This window comes from Flavobacterium branchiicola (assembly GCF_018383905.1).
Classification (GTDB): domain Bacteria; phylum Bacteroidota; class Bacteroidia; order Flavobacteriales; family Flavobacteriaceae; genus Flavobacterium; species Flavobacterium branchiicola.
Genome location: NZ_JAGYWA010000011.1, coordinates 59,608 through 78,078, shown reverse-complemented (window position 1 = coordinate 78,078; position 18,471 = coordinate 59,608). Strand labels below are relative to the sequence as shown.

Sequence of the window (18,471 nt, the reverse complement as noted above, 5' to 3'; positions counted from 1 at the left end):
TGTTAAAAAGTAGATTCTCTTGCTAATGAAAATCTCGTTAATGAGAATTAAATAAAAACCTCGACCATAAAAAATCGAGGTTTTTCCATTTTATAAATCTTACTCCCTACTCAAATAAGGATTCAAAATCTCCGCCAATTCATTGAGCCAATAATAATTGTCTTCAAAATTGGTTAGTCCGAGTTGGAGGGTTTCTTGTTGTCGCATTACGCCGAGCGCTAAAATGCAATTTACTTGTCTTAATACTTTAGCCATATCTTCGGGAGCTATGATATGGTTAAAAAAATCAATCAGCCTTGTTTCGGCTTCTTTGGAAAGGGTGTTTTTGTCTTCCATTTTTTAGAGAATTAAAAGCCTATAATGAATTGATGTTTTGCTAAAAAGCTAAATACCAAAACAAAGGCAAATTTTACTTTATTTAAATGTGAAGATTTAAGAACTTCAAATATAGGAAAAATCTTTAATTTATATTCTTTTTCTTACAACTACTTTATGTTCTTTAACAAATATACTAAATCTATATTTCGGTAAACGTTTATTGCATTTTTTGTCATTTCGACGGAGGAGAAATCACACTAGAAACTCCGCACAGTATGTCGCCAATCTTTGTCGATTTGCGAGTGTGATTTCTCCCTTCGGTCGAAATGACAAACTGGACGCATTCACGCAATCTTGTCATTTGGAAGAACCGATCGCGCAGATATATCACCGCAACGATAGCGCGGATTTGCAATCCGTGCCCGCAAAGTAATGACCAGATTATATAAAATAAAAAAACCTCGATCCTAAAAAAATCGAGGTTTTTCCATTTTACAAACCTTACTCCTCACTCAAATAAGGATTCAAAATCTCCGCCAATTCATTGAGCCAATAATAATTATCTTCAAAATTTGTTAGTCCGAGTTGGAGGGTTTCTTGTTGTCGCATTACGCCGAGCGCTAAAATGCAATTTACTTGTCTTAATACTTTAGCCATATCTTCGGGAGCTATGATATGGTTAAAAAAATCAATCAGCCTTGTTTCGGCTTCTTTGGAAAGGGTGTTTGTACTCATAATCCTAAAATTCTATAATTCGACATTTATAACTAGTTGTTTTTTAGTACTAATAATAATTACGGCTGTTAGATACTTAATTAAGTATAAAACTGCTTATTTAATGTCGTAGATTTTAGGAAATGCAAATATAGGAAAATTCTTTATTTATATTCTTTTTCTTACAACTACTTTATGTTCTTTAAAAAATATACTAAATCTATATTTCGGTGAACATTTATTGCATTTTTTGTCATTTCGACGGAGGAGAAATCACACTAGAACCTCCGCAAAGTATGTCTTCCAATCTTTGTCGATTAACGTGTGTGATTTCTCGTTCCTCGAAATGACAAACTAAATCACACAATCTTGTCATTTCGACGTAAGGAGAAATCACACTAGAAACTCCGCACAGTATGTCGCCAATCTTTGTCGATTTGCGAGTGTGATTTCTCGTTCCTCGAAATGACAAGATTGTGTGAATGCGTTCAGTTTGTCATTTCGAGGAACGAGAAATCACACTAGAAACTCCGTAAAGTATATCACCAATCTTTGTCGATTAACAAGTGTGATTTCTCCCTTTGGTCGAAATGACAAATTAGATTTAAAATATGTATATTCGTACAAAAAAAACAATGCTAAATCCTCAACTTGGCTATCATACTTATTACGTTTATATTCTAACAAATGAACATCGCACCTCTTTTTATATTGGAGTTACTAGTAACTTAAGGAAAAGACTTGCTAAGCATAAAGAAAATATAGATTTAAATATTAGCAGTTTTGCTGCAAAATATAATATTCAGTTTTTAATTTATTACGAAAAATTTACATGGATACAGGAAGCAATCGCACGAGAAAAGGAATTGAAGAAATGGCGAAGAGATAAAAAGATTGAATTGATAAGAGGTTTTAATGAAACTTTTGAATTTCTTAATTTTCATTTTGAATGAGTTTTTTTCAAATCTTTGTCGATTAACGCGTGTGATTTCTCCTCACGTCGAAATGACAATATTGCGTGAAAGCTTCCAGTTTGTCATTTCGACCGAAGGGAGAAATCACACTAGAAACTCCGTAAAGTATATCGCCAATCTTTATCGAAATGCGAGTGTGATTTCTCCCTTCGGTCGAAATGACAAACTATATATTTAGATGTCTTTCAAAAAATAAATGCTATTTTTGTTACTCTTTTTAAAACGTCTCGTGATTAAAAACACCCCATTTTAATCAAAAAGCAACACTTAACATACCATTTATGAATGTTTTACTCATTGAAGATGATAAACGCATTAGCGAATTTATTATAAAAGGTTTAGAAGAAAATAACTTTACCGTGCATCTTGCCGAAACAGGCGAAATGGCGCGCGACCTTGTTCAGGAAAATGCTTGGGATATTATCTTGATGGATATCATGCTTCCGGGAATTGACGGAATTCAGCTAACCAAATTAATGCGCTTTAAAAAGATTCATACTCCTATTTTAATGCTGAGCGCTTTGAGTGATACCGATGATAAAGTCAACGCATTAGATTCTGGTGCCGATGATTATCTGGTAAAACCTTTTCATTTTAAAGAATTGATTTCGAGAGTAAACGCGCTTACGCGAAGAACCAAATTCAATTACGACAATACCGAAACTTTATATACCTGTGGCACTTTAACCATTAATCCCGACGAGCATAAAGTAACCGAAAACAACGAATTGATCGATCTTTCTCCGAGAGAATACAAACTGCTTTTATATTTATTAGAAAACAGAAATAAAGTCATGTCAAGAACTCAGATTCTTACTGCGGTTTGGGGAATCAATTACGACAATAACACCAATGTTGTCGATGTGTATATTTCGTATTTAAGAAACAAAATCGAGAACAATCATAAGTTCATTCACACCATAAAAGGAATTGGCTATATGCTAAAAGAATAAATATGAAAATCCGTAATCGCTTTACCTTAATTTCTTCTTTGACATTCAGCGTCGTGTTTGTCATTGCTTCGCTGATCACGTATTTTTCTTTCTACCGTTATTCAGAAAAAATCGTTTACAATGAGTTGCAGAAAACCTGTTTATTAACGGGGATTTTCTACTTGGAAAAAGATGAATTACCAGAAAATCAGCATTTAATTATTGGACAGCAATTCCGTGAAAATTCATTGGAGATTGTGACGCGCGTTTACAACAAAAAGAATCAAATTGTTTATGGCGATAAAACGTTAGATGCCAACATTAATCCCGAACGGCTGGATTATATTAGAAAAAACAGAAAACTAAACTTTAAGTCCAAACATCATTTCTATTTTGGGAGTTTTTACCATGACAATCAAGGAGATTTTGTTGTATTCGTTAAAAAAAATGACACCGAATTTAAAAGCATGACCGACCAATTATTAGTGATTATGATTTTGGTTTTAATCTCGGGCTTAATTAGTATTTATATTGTGAGCCGCGTGCTTTCTAATCTGGCTTATGCGCCTATTAAAAACATTATCGATCAGGTTAACGAAATTCAGGCTACTTCTCTGGACAAACAAATTGTTTCTCCAAACACCAAAGACGATATTCAGGAATTGATAGAAACCTACAATAATCTGCTCAAACGCCTTTCGGATACTTTTATCATTCAGAAAAACTTCATTAATTATGTTTCGCATGAATTCAAAACGCCTTTAACTGCCATTTCTGGAAATCTTGAAGTTTTTGCCCAAAAAGACAGAACCAGCTCCGAATACAAACAAATGTCGGAGAAAGTATTAGAAAATGTCTATCAAATTGAGGACACGATGAATACTTTGATGATGCTTTCCGGCCTTCGCACAAATATGGAAATGAACGAAATTTTTAGGGTCGACGAATTGGTTTGGGACATTAACGATCAATTGTCTGCCAGTTATCAGTTAAAAGGACAAATTCAAATTGCATTGGAAGTTGGCAATGATAAACTGCTTTCGATACAAGGAAACTCTAACGAAATCAAAATCGCTTTATTTAATATTATCGAAAATGCTGTTAAATATTCAGACGGAAATCCGATAAAAATTAGTCTTTTGGAAGAAGAAAATCAGCTCAAAATTTGTGTTGAAGATAACGGAAAAGGCATTAGCCAAGAAGATTTGCAATTTATACGACACACCTTTTACAGAGGTAAAAATGTGAGCGATATCAAAGGCAGCGGCATTGGTCTGACTTTGGCCAATGTGATCTTTAAACAAAATAATATTGAGTTTACCATTACGTCCAAAAAAGGCGTTGGAACCACGGTAACACTGACATTCCCAAAACTCTAATCGTTTTCTAATCTAACTCTTAACAGTTTCTAACAGACCTCAAATTACGGTTTAATATCCCGCAAATAGCTTTGCATCTTATTAAATCTATCTAATTTGAAACGTTTATTTATTACCCTGTTTTTAATTGTATCACTCAAAAGTATGGCACAAATTGCCATTACAGATACAATTGTTCTTTCTAGAAATCAGGCCGAAGCGCTGTTTCTGGAAAAGAATATTTCTATAATTTCAGAAAAACTGAATATCGACATTGCCGACGCGCAGGTGATTCAGGCAAAATTGTGGCCAAATCCTACACTTTCGATTGGCGAAATCAATCTTTGGAACAACGCTACTGCTCAGCAATTGCCTCCGCTTTGGGGAAATTTCGGAACAACTTCTCAGGTTACTGCCGAACTGGAACAATTGGTTCAAACTGCCGGAAAGCGTAAAAAACTGATTGCAATGGAAAAAGTAAGCGCCGAAATCGCCAAAGAATACTTCAAGACTTTTTTACGCGGTTTAAAAATCGAATTCAGAGACAATCTTACCGATTTGCAATACAATCAGGCGCAAGTTGCGGTTTACCAAAAACAGCTTTCTGCTATGCAGACTTTATTAAAAGCGTACAAAAATCAGGTTGCGCAAGGCAATGTGGGCAAAGGCGAATACATGCGCTTAAAAGCTTCTGAATTGCAGTTTTTAAAAGAAATAAATGATCTCGAGAAAGAGAACAATTCTTTGCAGAAAGAACTTAAAGTTTTAATGAATCTGCCAGCGACAAGTTTTATCAAACTGACCGATGAAGGTTTTGTTCCAGAGAATAAAAATATCGAAGACATCAATCTGGCTAATCTTATGGATTCGGCAATTGAGAACCGTCCTGATATGAAAGTCCTGAAACTTGGAAACGAATACAACGACAACAAATACAAATACGAAAGAGCCATGCGCACGCCAGACGTTACGCTTGGTGTAAGTTATGACCGTGGAGCGAGTTTAATGAATGATTTTGTGGGAATTGGATTTTCGCTTGATCTTCCGTTCTTCAATCGAAATCAAGGAAATGTAAAAGCGGCTAAAATTGCCATCGATCAAGGTAAACTTTTAACCGAAGAAAAAACATTAAGCATTCAATCGGAAGTTTTACAAACGTATCAGGATTTTATCACCACCAAAAAATTATACGAAAGTGCCGATGCTAATTATGAAGCCGATTTGGACAAACTTCTGGAAGCCTATCGTAAAAACTTCCTGCAAAAAAATACCAGTATGCTGGAATATCTGGATTTTGTAGATGCGTATTTAGACAATAAATCAATACTGCTGAATTCTAAAAAAGACCTGAATAAAAACCTGGAAGAACTGCGCTACATCACAGGTCAGGAAATCAAATAATACATTACTTACTTAAAATATAAAAAGATAATGAAGAAACTTATTGTAGTCCCAATGCTTGGGTTATTGCTCGCTTACGGATGCGGCAAGAAAGAAGAAGTTAAAAAAGTGGAGAATGAAAAATTCTGTATTGATAAAGATTTAAAAGAAAAAATCACGATTGAAGCAGCGCAAAAACGTGCCGTAAGCGAATCGATCAACCTTACGGGAAATATTACTTACAATGGCGATCACGTAGTTCAGTTTAATAGTCTTGTTGAAGGTATTATTACCAAAACGACTTTCTCACTGGGCGATTATGTAAAAAAAGGACAAATTCTGGCAGAAATTAAAAGTACAGAATTAAACAGTATGCAATCTGAAAGCAGATCATTGCAATCTCAAATTACAGTTGCTCAAAGACAATTGCAGGCAACAAAATCAATGTTTGAGGACGGAATTTCATCTCAAAAAGATTTGCTGCAAGCGCAAAGCGAACTGGATGTTTTAAAATCTTCATTAGAAAATGTCAGAGCTAATTTGGCCATGTTTAGCGCGAGCAATGATCGATCTGTTTTTCAAATTAAAGCGCCAACTGAAGGTTATATTGTAGACAAAAACATCAGTACAGGAACGCAGATTACAGATGAAAGCGGTTCCTTATTTACGATTTCTGATTTAAAAGAAATCTGGGTTTTGGTCAATGTGTATACCAGTAACTTAAAAAACATTAGCGAAAATATGGCTGTTGATGTAACAACTCCAGCTTATCCGGGAGAAATCTTTAAAGGAAAAATCAATATGATGTCGAAAGTTTTTGATGCCGAAGAACACGTTTTAAAAGCTAGAATTGTAATGGATAACCGAAACCTGAAACTAAAACCAGGAATGACGGCAGACATTACAATCGATAAAAGCATAGGCGGCGAAGAATTGGTTTCTGTTCCTGCAAAAGCAGCCATTTTTGACAATAACCGCGATTATATCTTAATCTACAAAGACGATTGCACGATTGAAACCAGAGAAATAAATCCGAAACTGAAAAACAACAGCTGGCTTTATTTTGACAAAGGCGTTAACGAAGGCGAAAAAGTGATTACCAAAAACCAATTGCTGATTCACGAAAGATTAAAAAACTAAGATCCTTAAAAACGGATAAAAAATACAAGACATGAAAAAATTTGTACAAGGTCTGGTGGCTTTCTCCTTGAAAAACTCACTCATCGTGTTTTTCCTGACTGCCGTTTTACTGGTGGCCGGAATCGTGAGTTACATTCATACTCCCATAGAAGCATTTCCCGATGTAACCAATACAAGGGCCAGAATTATTACACAATGGCCAGGACGAAGTGCCGAAGAAGTCGAGAAATTCATCACACTTCCGATTTCGAAACAAATGAATACCATCCCGAAAAAGGCAGAAGTTCGTTCTATTTCCCTTTTCGGATTATCGGTAGTAACGGTTTTGTTTGATGACGGTGTAGAAGATTTTTACGCACAGCAATATGCTTCAAACCGATTAAACGGCTTGGATCTTCCTGAAGGTGCCGATGTTGAAATCGATCCGCCGTCTGGGGCAACGGGCGAAATCTTTAGATATGTTATTAAAAGTGATTTACCTATTAAAGAAGTTCAGGCAATTCAGGATTGGGTTATCGAAAGAGAATTGGTTGCCGTTCCCGGAGTTGCCGACGTGGTAAGTTTTGGTGGAGAAGAAAAAATGTTCGAAATCAAAATTAATCCGACCGAACTTGAAAATTATAATTTATCGGCATTAGATGTTTATGAAGCTGTTTCAAAAAGTAATATCAATGTGGGCGGAGACGTTATTCAGCGTGGCGATCAGGCTTATGTGGTTCGCGGTGTTGGTTTGGTTAACAAAGTTGAAGATATAGGGAATATTTTAATTGAAACCAAAGGCGGAGCGCCAGTTCTAGTAAAACACGTTGCAGAAGTTTCTATTTCGGCAAAACCAAGATTAGGACAAGTTGGTTTAGATGGTGATGATGATGTGGTTGAAGGAATCGTAATTATGCTTCGTGGTGAAAATCCGGGCGAAGTAATTGGCAGATTAAAAGAGCGTTTGGCAGAATTAAACGATAGAGTTTTACCAGACAATGTAAAAATCGTTCCGTTTATTGATCGTACAGAATTGGTCAATACAACCGTAAAAACGGTTACTAAAAACTTAATTGAAGGCGTTTTACTAGTTTCATTGATCGTGTTTATTTTCCTATACAATTGGCGTACTTCGTTGATTGTGGCGTCTGTGATTCCCCTTTCTTTTTTGTTTGCAATCGTAATGTTACGAATTCAAGGACTTCCTGCGAACTTGATTTCTATGGGAGCACTCGATTTCGGATTACTGCTCGAAGGAACATTGGTTATCGTAGAAAATGTGTTTGTTTCTCTCGAAAAGAAAGCTCATAAAGTAGGAATGGAACGCTTTAACAGCATGAGCAAAATGGGATTAATCAAGAAAAGCGTAGGAAGCGTGGCCACCTATATTTTCTTCGCCCTGATTATTTTGATCGTCGCCTTAATGCCAATTTTCTCTTTCACGAAAGTGGAAGGAAAAATGTTCTCTCCCCTAGCCTTTACTTTAGGTTACGCTTTATTAGGTTCGCTGATTTTATCGCTTACTTACGTGCCCGCCATGTGTAAAGTGATGCTAACGAAAAACATTGTGGAGAAAGAAAATAGGATTTCACGTTTCTTTAGAGAGAATCTTTTTAAGCTTTTTCAATGGAGTACAAAACATAGAAAAACTACAATTTATGCTTTCTTAGCTTTATTGGCGGTTTGTTGCGTACGATTTGCTTTTTATGGATCAGAATTTATTCCGAAGCTGAACGAAGGCGCGATTTATGTGAGAGCAACGCTTCCGAATAGTATTAATTTGGATGAATCGGTTCGACTGACTAAGGAAATGAAAGCCAAAATCAGGAAGTTTGAAGAGGTGAAATTTGTGCTTTCGCAAACCGGAAGACCAAATGACGGAACCGACCCAACAGGATTTTTCAATATTGAATTCCATATCGAATTAAAACATAAAGACGAATGGAAACACGATATCAGCAAAGAAGAACTGATCGCCGAAATTAAAAAAATACTCGATGTATATCCTGGAGTTGCGTTTGGTTTTAGTCAGCCTATTCAGGATAATGTCGAAGAATATGTGGCGGGAGTAAAAAGTCCGCTGGCGATTAAGATTTTCGGAAGCGATCTTTTCCAGATGGAAGAAATGGCAGCAAAAGTGGCTAATTCGATCAAAGATGTAAAAGGAATTGAAGACATCAACGTTTATAAAAACATTGGTTTACCAGAATTAAGAATTCAGCTTGACGACGAAAAAATGGCGCGTTATGCCGTAACCACTGCCGATGCGCAAGCCGTGATTCGAATGACAATTGGCGGACAAGCTGCAACAAAATTCTATGACGATGAAAAGATATTTGACATTACGTTGCGTTTTGAAAAAGAATACCGTGATTCTAAAGAAAAGATTGAAGACATTCTGATTCCGACCATGAATGGCAAAAAAGTGCCTTTAAAAGAAATTGCAACTGTAGAATACAAAACCGGGCCAACGTTTATTTACCGCGAAGGAAACAGCCGTTATATTGCCGTAGGATTCAGTATTGAAGGACGTGACTTGGGAAGTACAATTGAAGAAGCACAGAAAAAAGTGGCAGCCGAAGTAAAACTTCCTAAAGAAAATGTCATGAAATGGGCAGGAGAATTTGAAAGTAAAGAAAGAGCATCCAAACAATTAGCGATGATTGTACCCGTGGTTTTGATCCTGATTTTATGTCTGTTGTATTTCAACTTTGGTAATTTCAAAGATACTTTGGTAGCGATAAGTGCCATGCCGTATGCCTTTATTGGTGGATTCTTATCGCTTTGGGTAACAGGAACCGTTTTCGGAATCTCGGCAGGAATTGGATTTATCATTCTATTTGGTGTCAGCGCAATTGATAGTATTGTCCTCATTGGAATGATTCGCGAAAACATGCGCGCCGGAATGCATTTAAAAGATGCCATTTCACACGGAATTCACAGTCGTATTCGTCCAATTGTTATGATTGCCTTAATGGGTTCTTTAGGTTTATTGCCTGCTGCTTTATCTACAGGAATGGGTTCTGAAGTTCAAAAACCTCTTGCCATCATGATCGTAGGCGGATTAATAACTTGTATGATTTTATCGTTAACGGTTTTACCACAGGTTTTCTATCTGGTTTACCGCAAAAAAGATACGAGTATCGATTCGTAGTTTGTAATTGTAATTATTTATTCTGAAAGCACCTTTGAACTGTTATGGTTTGGAGGTGTTTTTTTTGATTATGAAAAAATCAATTGCCTCCGTCTTTAGATGGAGGTTCGAAAAATAAAGGTACAAATGGCTTTAGCCTAAATTGCGCATTTGGCTAAAGCCTTGCCTTTACATCCTATTTAATTCCTCCAGCTAAAGCAGGAGGCAATTCATAAAAAACTTTCAACAACTTATATAACTTATATGGTTCAAGAAATTAATCTTATTTTTGATAAAACAAATTCATAAAAATGGTTGAAATAAAAACATTTAAACAGGCAACAGAATTAAAAACTCCCAGACGTGTTCTAAAATATGTTTTGGTGTTTTGTACTTCGGGAGAAACTACGATTTCTGTTGATGAAAATGAATTTACATTAACAGAAAATTCTGTTCTCACGATTACTTCCGGGCAAATTCAATATTTTAAAGGCATTGAAAATGCTTCCGGTTTTATTCTCGAATTTACCTATGCTTTTTTCTGTAAAGACGATAGCGACATGGAACTTATTTTCCACAATGGTTTGTTTTGCCATTTTGCAATGAACGAAATGATTACGGTAGATCAGCCCGAAATTGTAGTTCGTCAACTTGAAGAAATTACAAACGAAATAAACCTAAAACCGTATCAATATCTAATTTCGATTCACAGCCGAATTGAATTGATATTAATCGAAATCAACCGAACCAAAATAAATCGTGGAGACGAAATCTACAAACCAGATGCTTTATTTCTTCAATTTCTGGAAACAGTTATAAAAAACTTCGATAAAAATCTTTCGGTAAATGAAATAGCTGGTTTGATTGGCACAACCGAAGCTAAACTCAACGAACTTTCGAGATTGCACACGAGTAAAACAGCACAAAATGTTATTTTCGGTTTGATAGTTTCTGAGGCCAAACGATTGCTTACTTATGAAAAACTTTCTGTAAAAGAAGTGGCTTATGCTTTAGGTTTTAATGATCCTTTCTATTTTTCAAACTTCTTCAAAAAACACGCTCAGGTTTCACCAAAATCTTTTAAGGAAAAATTAGTTAGTCAATAATTAAAAGGATAGAAAAATGGCACACTGATGATACGGATTAAACGGGTTATCACTGTTTTTTTTATCATGTGCTATTGCAAATTATCCGCGTAAAATCCGTTTAATCCGCATTATCTGTTGTCTATTAAAAATATTCTAACATATTTACATCCTTTTACAGAATTCTAAATTCTTTAAAGAGAGCATCTAGAAATATGGCCCGCGGATTAGGCAGATTATCACAGATTATCACAGATTTTTTTTAATCCTACCGTAAAAACTTATCCGCGTAAATCCGTTCAATCTGTATTATCTGTGACCTATTAAAAATACGCTCATATAATTACATGCTTTTTCCAGAAATCTTATTTTTTTAAATAGAACATCTAGAAATATGGCACGCGGATGACGCGGATTAGGCAGATTATCACAGATTTTTTTTTAATCCTACCGTAAAAACTTATCCGCGTAAATCCGTTCGATCCGTATTATCTGTGGTCTATAAAAAATACGCTCACATAATTACATGCTTTCTCCAGAAATCTTATTTTTTTAAATAGAACATCTAGAAATATTACACACGGATGACGCGGATTAAACGGGTTATCACAGATTTTTTATTTTATGTTACCGTAAAAACTTATCTATGTAAATCTGTTCGATCCGTATTATCTGTGGTCTATAAAAAAAGTAATTACATGCTTTTTCCGGAATTCTCTATTCTTTAAAAACCTCTATCGACGCATCTTTGTATCATAATAATTACTAACAATTTAGTCATGAAAAGATATCAGGATTTTGCCATTTTTCTTTTACGTATTGCATTAGCCAGCGGATTCATTTCTGCTGTTTCAAGTCGGTTGAGATTTTGGGGAGCGCAGTCTTCAGGTTGGGAAAATTTCTTGGCTTACGCCGAAAAAGTAAATTCCTTCGCGCCAAAAAGTTGTATTCCCGCAATTGCCATTACAGCCACAATAACCGAATCACTTTTGGGTTTGCTCCTTCTCTTTGGCTACAAAACAAGATTTGCATCAATTGCCGCATCTGTTTTAACCTTATTTTTTGCCTTAGCAATGACCTATTCTTTTGGTGTAAAAGATCCTTTAGATTATTCGGTATTTGTTTTTTCGATGAGCGCATTTCTTTTATCAACTGTTGAAAAATACCAATGGAGTCTGGACGAAATTCTTTCTAAAAATTAAACAATTTAAAATCAATTATAATGGAAAAACAAATCACAAAAACAAGCGAAGTAAACTGGAAACCTCTTATTGAAGAAGGTGTAAATACAGACGGCATTTTTTATAAAGTATTACGCTTTGACGAAACCGCCAACAGACCTAAAACTTTTTTATTAAAATTTGAAGCTGGTGCTTCGTATCCCAACCATATTCACCCGGGCGGAGAAGAAATCTTTGTTTTAGAAGGGGAAGTCCGATCTGCAAAAGACGAACTGAAAGCTGGCGATTATTTATACATGCCACCTGAAAGTACACATTCTGTTTTTTCAAAAAATGGCTGCACGCTTTTGTTTGTCGTGCCGGAGGAAGTTGTGATTTTGAAATAAAAAAATGAGCCAACAGCTTTACCAATATTGTAGACTGGACTGAAGTCCAGCCCTACAAAATTGGTATTCCTTCGGAATTCTTATCGCTACCTAACATCAAAAAGAGCCAACGGCTCTACCAATATTGTAGAGCTGGACTTCAGTCCAGCGGAGCATATCAATATAAATTAAAAATTATGAAAATAATACCTTCTAGTCTAGCCCCGATCGCAACGGTATCCTTTTTTGTCTCGATTTTTTTCTAACGAGATAAAAAAGATATAGTGTAGAGCGGGACAAAACGTCTTGAAAAATCTAAAATTATCTGCTTCAAAAAAATATTTAAAAACTTTAAACATCAATTAATTCAATACTTAACACGTTTTTTCGAAACCGCTTATTGTACGATAAGAAAATATTATGATAAAAACATTTTGTAATTCGAAAAACCGCCATACATTTGCCTAACAGTGTTAAACGATTTAATACTCGAATAAAATGGCTAGCAAAGATCGAATTTTAAGACAAAAAGAAGAGACAAGAAATAACATTCTTGCCGCTGCTTATGATATCGTAAAAGAAGAAGGCTGGAATGGTTTGAGTATGCGTAAAATTGCCGATAGAATCGAATATACTGCTCCTATTATTTATGAATATTTCTCGAATAAGGAAGCAATATTGGAAGAGTTAACCGGCAAAGGTTTTGTCAAACTGACTAAACAATTGCAAACTGCAATAGACAAGTTTGAAAAACCCGAAGACCAATTGGAAGCCATGTGGATGACGTATTGGGACTTCGCTTTTACTAGTACCGAATTGTATCAGCTGATGTTTGGTGTTCAAATGACGTGCTGCGCACAGCGATGTTCGGCTCAGGAGGGACCTTACAAATTATTTACTCAGGTAATTGCTGAAGTAATGAAAAACAGCAATCCGAGTCAGGATATCATTAAACAAAAGTATTTCACTTTCTTTTCTGTTATTCATGGTTTAATCGCCATCAACATCATTAACAAAAGTGATATTTTAGAAACTATAAATGCCCAAATTTTGAAGGATGCCATTGGAGGTATCATCAAATCAATACAATAATATTTTTTTCATTTTTTACTTAACAGTGTAAAATAATTTAATTGGATAATGTAAAATCCTTTTTTTTATAACATTCACTTAACACTGTTAGAAAATTTAATAGAGTAATAAAAGCTCTTTTTTTAGACTTTTACTTAACGACGTTAGATAATTTAATACTGCTTAAGAACAGAATTGAAAATGATTAAACTTTGAAGATTTGTGCACTTTTACTTAACAACGTTAGATAATTTAATTTAATTAAATATGAATCCCGAGAATTCCAGAATACCACAAAATTTAACCCGAGAGAATGTTCAACCAATTAAAACCATAATGAAAATGAAAAATGTAATTATAACCAGTTTTATTCTGGCATTAGTATTAAGCAGCTGTGCCGATAAAAATCAGGCGCCTGCTGCTCCTGCTCCACCGGTTTTACCAGTGTTGGCAATAACAAGTGCAAATACAACCACAGACGCTGAATATCCTGCTGCAATACAAGGAACTGTAGACGTTGAAATTCGTCCGCAAGTAAGTGGAAACCTTGAAAGAGTTTATGTAGACGAAGGTGCTTATGTAAGCAAAGGACAAACGTTATTTAAAATCAATGAGCGTCCGTTTCGTGAGCAATTAAACAATGCTTTGGCTAATCTTCACGCTGCCGAAGCAGCTTTAATCAACGCTCAATTAGAAGTGGATAAATTGACTCCTTTAGTACAAAACAAAGTAGTTTCTGATTATCAGCTAAAAACGGCTAAAGCTTCTCAAAAAATTGCTGCTGCCAATATCGAGCAGGCAAAAGCAATGGTAGGTTCTGCCAAAATTAATTTAGGATATACAAATGTAACGGCTCCGGTGAGTGGTTATATCGGAAGATTACCTAAAAAACAAGGAAGTTTAGTTTCGGCTACTGATGTTGAGGCTTTAACGACTTTATCTGATGTTCATGAAGTATTTGCTTATTTCTCTTTGGGTGAAACTGATTTCATCAACTTTAAAGCACAATACGCAGGAAGTTCTCTTGGTGATAAAATCAAAAAATTACCTCCTGTTACTTTAATCCTTGCAGATAATAATGCTTATCCTCAAACCGGAAAAATCGATATGGTTGACGGACAGTTTGATAAAACAACCGGAGCAATCACGATTAGAGCGACTTTCCCAAATGCAAACGGAACTTTACGTTCTGGAAACACGGGAAAAATTCGCTTAGGATTAAACCACGACGATGCGATTCTGGTTCCGCAGGCTGCGACAGTTGAAATGCAGGACAAAGTATTTGTTTTCACCGTAGGTAAAGACAACAAAGTAACCAAAATGCCTATTACAATTGTGGGTAAAAGCGGTACAAATTATTTAATAAAAGAAGGTGTAAAATCTGGTGACCAAATCGTAATAAGCGGTATTGATAAACTTCAGGATGGACAAGCAATTCAGCCTCAAAAATCAGCTAACGTTGTCGAAGTAACTAATAAAAAATAATTCTACAAAAAATGTTCAAAATATTTATACAAAGACCAGTACTGGCAACTGTAATCTCCATTTTATTGGTGATCCTGGGTGTACTTGGTTTAACGAAACTGCCTTTACAACAGTTTCCTGATATTGCGCCTCCATCGGTTTTGGTAACGGCGGTATATCCGGGAGCAAATGCAGAAACGGTTTTACGTTCTGTTGCACCTTCTATCGAAGAGTCTATAAATGGTGTAGAAAACATGACTTACATGAGTTCTACGGCCAGTAACGATGGTAGTTTGGCGATTACCGTTTTCTTTAAATTAGGAACAAACGCTGATCAGGCTGCAGTAAACGTACAAAACAGAGTTGCTCAGGCAACAAGTCAATTACCAGCAGAGGTTGTACAACAAGGTATTACTACGGCGAAACAACAAAACAGTTTCATCATGGCAATTGGTATGTACACCGATGATGAATCGAAATACGATCAGACTTTTGTTGCCAATTATGCTCAAATTAATATTATTCCGGAGCTTAAACGTATTCCGGGTGTGGGTTCTGCCAGCATTTTTGGTGGTGTAAAAGATTACTCTATGCGTGTTTGGTTAAACCCAACACAAATGTCTACTTATAAAGTAACTCCCAATGAAGTTATGGCGGCAATTCAGGACAAAAGTCTGGAAGCTGCGCCAGGTAAATTTGGTGAAAGAAGTAAAGAGGTTTTTGAATACGTAATTAAATACAAAGGTAAACTTACCAAACCAGAAGATTATCAAAACATTGCAATTCGCTCTAATCCTGATGGTTCTGTACTTCATCTTAAAGATGTTGCAAGAGTAGAACTTGGTGCTTATTCTTATAACAGTTTAACACGTTTAAATGGTAAAAAAGGAGTTGTAATCGGGGTTATTCAGTTAGCAGGATCCAATTCTAATGATATTCAGATTGCCATCAATAAAATGATGGAAAAAGCTTCTAAAGATTTCCCAAAAGGGATAAAACATAATATTTTCTACAGTACAAAAGTTTCTCTGGATCAATCTATCGAACAGGTTGAACACACTTTACTAGAGGCATTTATATTGGTATTTATTGTGGTGTTTATCTTCTTACAGGATTTCAGATCAACATTAATCCCGGCTATTGCTGTACCTGTAGCAATTTTAGGAACGTTCTTCTTCATGCAGTTATTCGGATTCTCGATTAACCTACTTACGCTTTTCGCATTAATTCTGGCGATTGGTATTGTGGTCGATGACGCGATTGTCGTCGTAGAAGCCGTTCATGCGAAAATGGAGCACAAACGCTTGTCTCCAAAAATCGCCACACATGAAGCAATGCACGAAATAACGGGTGCTATTATCTCGATTACGCTGGTAATGGCTGCTGTATTCCTGCCGGTTGGTTTTATGGAAGGCTCAACAGGAGTTTTCTATCGTCAGTTTGCCTTCACGATGGCAATTGCAATTGTAATTTCGGCAGTAAATGCCTTAACATTGAGTCCAGCTCTTGCAGCATTATTCTTAAAAGATAATCATGGAGCACATGATGCAAATGCGCCTCATGAGAAAAAAGGATTTAAAGAAAAATTCTTTACCGCTTTTAACAGCAGTTTCGAATCGCTAACCAATCGTTATGTAGGCGGATTGAAATTCTTAATCAGAAGAAAATGGTTGAGTTTAGGCGGATTGGCTTTAATTACAGTAGCAACTATTTTATTAGTAAAAACTACTCCTGCAGGATTTATTCCAACAGAAGATCAAGGGTTTATTGCAATTGCAGTTAATACTCCGTCCGGAACATCATTAGACGGAACTCAAAAAGTAATGACTGAGGCTGAAAATACTTTAAAAGCATTAGACGCTTCAAGATTTGTAACAGCGATTTCAGGTTTCAACTTATTGACGAATTCTACGAGTCCATCTTCTGCGGTTGTTTTCGTATTGTTGAAACCAAACGAAGAACGTGGCGATATTAAGAATATCGACGAAATTATGAATCAGGTTCGTGGTAAACTGGGCGCTATTTCTGGCGGAAGTTTCTTCGTCTTCAGTTTCCCAACTGTTCCTGGATTTAGTAATGTTGAGGCTTTAGATTTAGTACTTCAGGATAAAACCGGAGGAAAACTGGATAAGTTTAGTGGTATTTCTCAAAATTTCATTGGCGAATTAATGAAACGTCCGGAAATTGCGGTTGCCTTTACCAGTTTCAAAGCCGATTATCCTCAATTACAATTGGATATCAACGACGAAAAAGCAAATCAGTTAGGTGTAAATGTAAAAGACATTTTACAGACTATGCAGGCTTATTTTGGTAGTGCGCAGGCATCAGACTTTAACCGATTTGGTAAATATTACCGTGTGGTTGTTCAGGCTGATATTGCCGACAGAGCAGATCCAACAGCTATTGATCGTGTATTCGTAAAAAACAAAACAGGCGAAATGGTGCCAATAAATACTTTAGTAAAACTAACCCGTATTTATGGTTCTGAAACCGCTTCAAGATATAATTTGTTTAACTCAATTTCGATTAATGCAATTCCGAAACCAGGATTTAGTTCCGGAGATGCCATTAAAGCAATTGAAGAAGTAGCAGCACAACAATTACCTGCAGGTTACGGGTTTGAATTCTCGGGCCAGACTCGTGAGGAGATTTCTTCCGGAGGGCAATCGGCTACAATTTTCTTACTGTGTTTGATATTCGTTTATTTCCTACTTGCTGCACAGTATGAGAGTTATATCCTTCCTTTGGCTGTAATCTTATCAATCCCTGCAGGTATTTTTGGAGTATTTGTTGCCATTGGCTTAACAGGAATTGAAAACAACATTTATGTTCAGGTTGCACTTGTCATGCTGATAGGACTTCTGGCCAAAAATGCCATTTTGATTGTCGAGTTTGCTGTTCAAAAACGAAAATCTGGTATGGCGTTAGTAAGAGCTTCTATCGATGCTGCAAAATTACGTCTAAGACCAATTATCATGACGTCACTTGCTTTTATTGTTGGTCTTGTACCAATGATGAGCGCTAAAGGACCATCGGCTCAGGGAAATCACTCTATTAGTATTGGAGCGGCGGGCGGAATGATCTCGGGAGTAATTTTAGGATTATTCATTATTCCGGTTTTATTCGTCGTATTTCAATATTTACAGGAAAAAGTCAGCGGTAAACCAATCGCTGCAGTTCATAACGAAGAAAAATAAAAATATGGAAAATTATATAACGACAATTCTTGTTGCCATCCTATTTGGCATCGGATATATATCATACAGAATCTCAAAAGATCTTGAAACCAAAAAAGATATTTGTACAGAGATATAATCTTTTGGAGAGATTAAAAAAATATTTAAACACATAGAAACATAGATTTTAGCTTAAAAAAA

At 35.8% G+C, this 18,471-nt stretch carries 14 protein-coding genes; 12 read left to right on the top strand and 2 right to left on the bottom strand.

Annotation, left to right across the window (positions count from 1 at the left end; all coding sequences use genetic code 11):
• Positions 1-99 precede the first annotated feature (99 nt).
• A complete protein-coding gene (locus KHA98_RS21585) occupies positions 100-336 on the bottom strand; it encodes a hypothetical protein (RefSeq protein WP_213260061.1) in 237 nt (78 codons plus the stop codon).
• Between the two features lie 483 nt (positions 337-819).
• Complete coding sequence (locus KHA98_RS21580) at positions 820-1,053, bottom strand: hypothetical protein (protein ID WP_213260060.1); 234 nt, start codon at positions 1,051-1,053, stop codon at positions 820-822.
• Positions 1,054-1,667: 614 nt separating this feature from the next.
• On the opposite strand from KHA98_RS21580, the gene KHA98_RS21575 reads away from it, so the two are divergent.
• The 12 genes from KHA98_RS21575 (at position 1,668) to KHA98_RS21520 (ending at position 18,291) form a co-directional block, all read left to right on the top strand.
• On the top strand, positions 1,668-1,985 hold the full coding sequence (locus KHA98_RS21575) for a GIY-YIG nuclease family protein (RefSeq protein WP_213260101.1): 318 nt from the start codon (positions 1,668-1,670) through the stop codon (positions 1,983-1,985).
• Between the two features lie 302 nt (positions 1,986-2,287).
• Entirely contained in the window at positions 2,288-2,959 is a 672-nt protein-coding gene (locus tag KHA98_RS21570) for a response regulator transcription factor (RefSeq protein WP_213260059.1), read from the top strand.
• A 2-nt stretch (positions 2,960-2,961) separates the two neighbouring features.
• Positions 2,962-4,317 carry a sensor histidine kinase gene (locus KHA98_RS21565; RefSeq protein WP_213260058.1) on the top strand — a complete coding sequence of 452 codons (1,356 nt, stop codon included), beginning with the start codon at positions 2,962-2,964 and terminating at the stop codon, positions 4,315-4,317.
• Positions 4,318-4,461: 144 nt separating this feature from the next.
• On the top strand, positions 4,462-5,697 hold the full coding sequence (locus KHA98_RS21560) for a TolC family protein (protein WP_213260057.1): 1,236 nt from the start codon (positions 4,462-4,464) through the stop codon (positions 5,695-5,697).
• A gap of 30 nt (positions 5,698-5,727) precedes the next feature.
• Positions 5,728-6,816: an efflux RND transporter periplasmic adaptor subunit gene (locus KHA98_RS21555; protein WP_213260056.1), complete on the top strand. Its 1,089-nt coding sequence runs from the start codon at positions 5,728-5,730 to the stop codon at positions 6,814-6,816.
• 31 nt (positions 6,817-6,847) lie between these two features.
• On the top strand, positions 6,848-9,949 hold the full coding sequence (locus KHA98_RS21550) for an efflux RND transporter permease subunit (protein WP_213260055.1): 3,102 nt from the start codon (positions 6,848-6,850) through the stop codon (positions 9,947-9,949).
• A 290-nt stretch (positions 9,950-10,239) separates the two neighbouring features.
• Complete coding sequence (locus KHA98_RS21545; protein ID WP_213260054.1) at positions 10,240-11,034, top strand: helix-turn-helix domain-containing protein; 795 nt, start codon at positions 10,240-10,242, stop codon at positions 11,032-11,034.
• 758 nt (positions 11,035-11,792) lie between these two features.
• Complete coding sequence (locus KHA98_RS21540) at positions 11,793-12,215, top strand: DoxX family membrane protein (RefSeq protein ID WP_213260053.1); 423 nt, start codon at positions 11,793-11,795, stop codon at positions 12,213-12,215.
• 20 nt (positions 12,216-12,235) lie between these two features.
• Positions 12,236-12,580, top strand: coding sequence for a cupin domain-containing protein (locus KHA98_RS21535; RefSeq protein ID WP_213260052.1), 345 nt, complete (start codon positions 12,236-12,238; stop codon positions 12,578-12,580).
• 477 nt (positions 12,581-13,057) lie between these two features.
• Positions 13,058-13,651: a TetR/AcrR family transcriptional regulator gene (locus KHA98_RS21530; protein ID WP_213260051.1), complete on the top strand. Its 594-nt coding sequence runs from the start codon at positions 13,058-13,060 to the stop codon at positions 13,649-13,651.
• Between the two features lie 246 nt (positions 13,652-13,897).
• Positions 13,898-15,115, top strand: coding sequence for an efflux RND transporter periplasmic adaptor subunit (locus tag KHA98_RS21525; RefSeq protein WP_213260050.1), 1,218 nt, complete (start codon positions 13,898-13,900; stop codon positions 15,113-15,115).
• 11 nt (positions 15,116-15,126) lie between these two features.
• Entirely contained in the window at positions 15,127-18,291 is a 3,165-nt protein-coding gene (locus tag KHA98_RS21520) for an efflux RND transporter permease subunit (protein WP_213260049.1), read from the top strand.
• The last annotated feature ends 180 nt before the right edge of the window (positions 18,292-18,471 follow it).

What these genes read in the sequence shown, in the direction of transcription:
- KHA98_RS21530 (WP_213260051.1), top strand. Translation starts at nt 13,058, where the DNA reads ATGGCTAGCAAAGATCGAATTTTAAGACAAAAAGAAGAGACAAGAAAT.
- KHA98_RS21580 (WP_213260060.1), bottom strand. Translation starts at nt 1,053, where the DNA reads ATGAGTACAAACACCCTTTCCAAAGAAGCCGAAACAAGGCTGATTGAT.
- KHA98_RS21540 (WP_213260053.1), top strand. Translation starts at nt 11,793, where the DNA reads ATGAAAAGATATCAGGATTTTGCCATTTTTCTTTTACGTATTGCATTA.
- KHA98_RS21560 (WP_213260057.1), top strand. Translation starts at nt 4,462, where the DNA reads ATGGCACAAATTGCCATTACAGATACAATTGTTCTTTCTAGAAATCAG.
- KHA98_RS21565 (WP_213260058.1), top strand. Translation starts at nt 2,962, where the DNA reads ATGAAAATCCGTAATCGCTTTACCTTAATTTCTTCTTTGACATTCAGC.
- KHA98_RS21525 (WP_213260050.1), top strand. Translation starts at nt 13,898, where the DNA reads ATGAATCCCGAGAATTCCAGAATACCACAAAATTTAACCCGAGAGAAT.
- KHA98_RS21570 (WP_213260059.1), top strand. Translation starts at nt 2,288, where the DNA reads ATGAATGTTTTACTCATTGAAGATGATAAACGCATTAGCGAATTTATT.
- KHA98_RS21545 (WP_213260054.1), top strand. Translation starts at nt 10,240, where the DNA reads ATGGTTGAAATAAAAACATTTAAACAGGCAACAGAATTAAAAACTCCC.
- KHA98_RS21575 (WP_213260101.1), top strand. Translation starts at nt 1,668, where the DNA reads ATGCTAAATCCTCAACTTGGCTATCATACTTATTACGTTTATATTCTA.
- KHA98_RS21555 (WP_213260056.1), top strand. Translation starts at nt 5,728, where the DNA reads ATGAAGAAACTTATTGTAGTCCCAATGCTTGGGTTATTGCTCGCTTAC.
- KHA98_RS21585 (WP_213260061.1), bottom strand. Translation starts at nt 336, where the DNA reads ATGGAAGACAAAAACACCCTTTCCAAAGAAGCCGAAACAAGGCTGATT.
- KHA98_RS21550 (WP_213260055.1), top strand. Translation starts at nt 6,848, where the DNA reads ATGAAAAAATTTGTACAAGGTCTGGTGGCTTTCTCCTTGAAAAACTCA.
- KHA98_RS21535 (WP_213260052.1), top strand. Translation starts at nt 12,236, where the DNA reads ATGGAAAAACAAATCACAAAAACAAGCGAAGTAAACTGGAAACCTCTT.
- KHA98_RS21520 (WP_213260049.1), top strand. Translation starts at nt 15,127, where the DNA reads ATGTTCAAAATATTTATACAAAGACCAGTACTGGCAACTGTAATCTCC.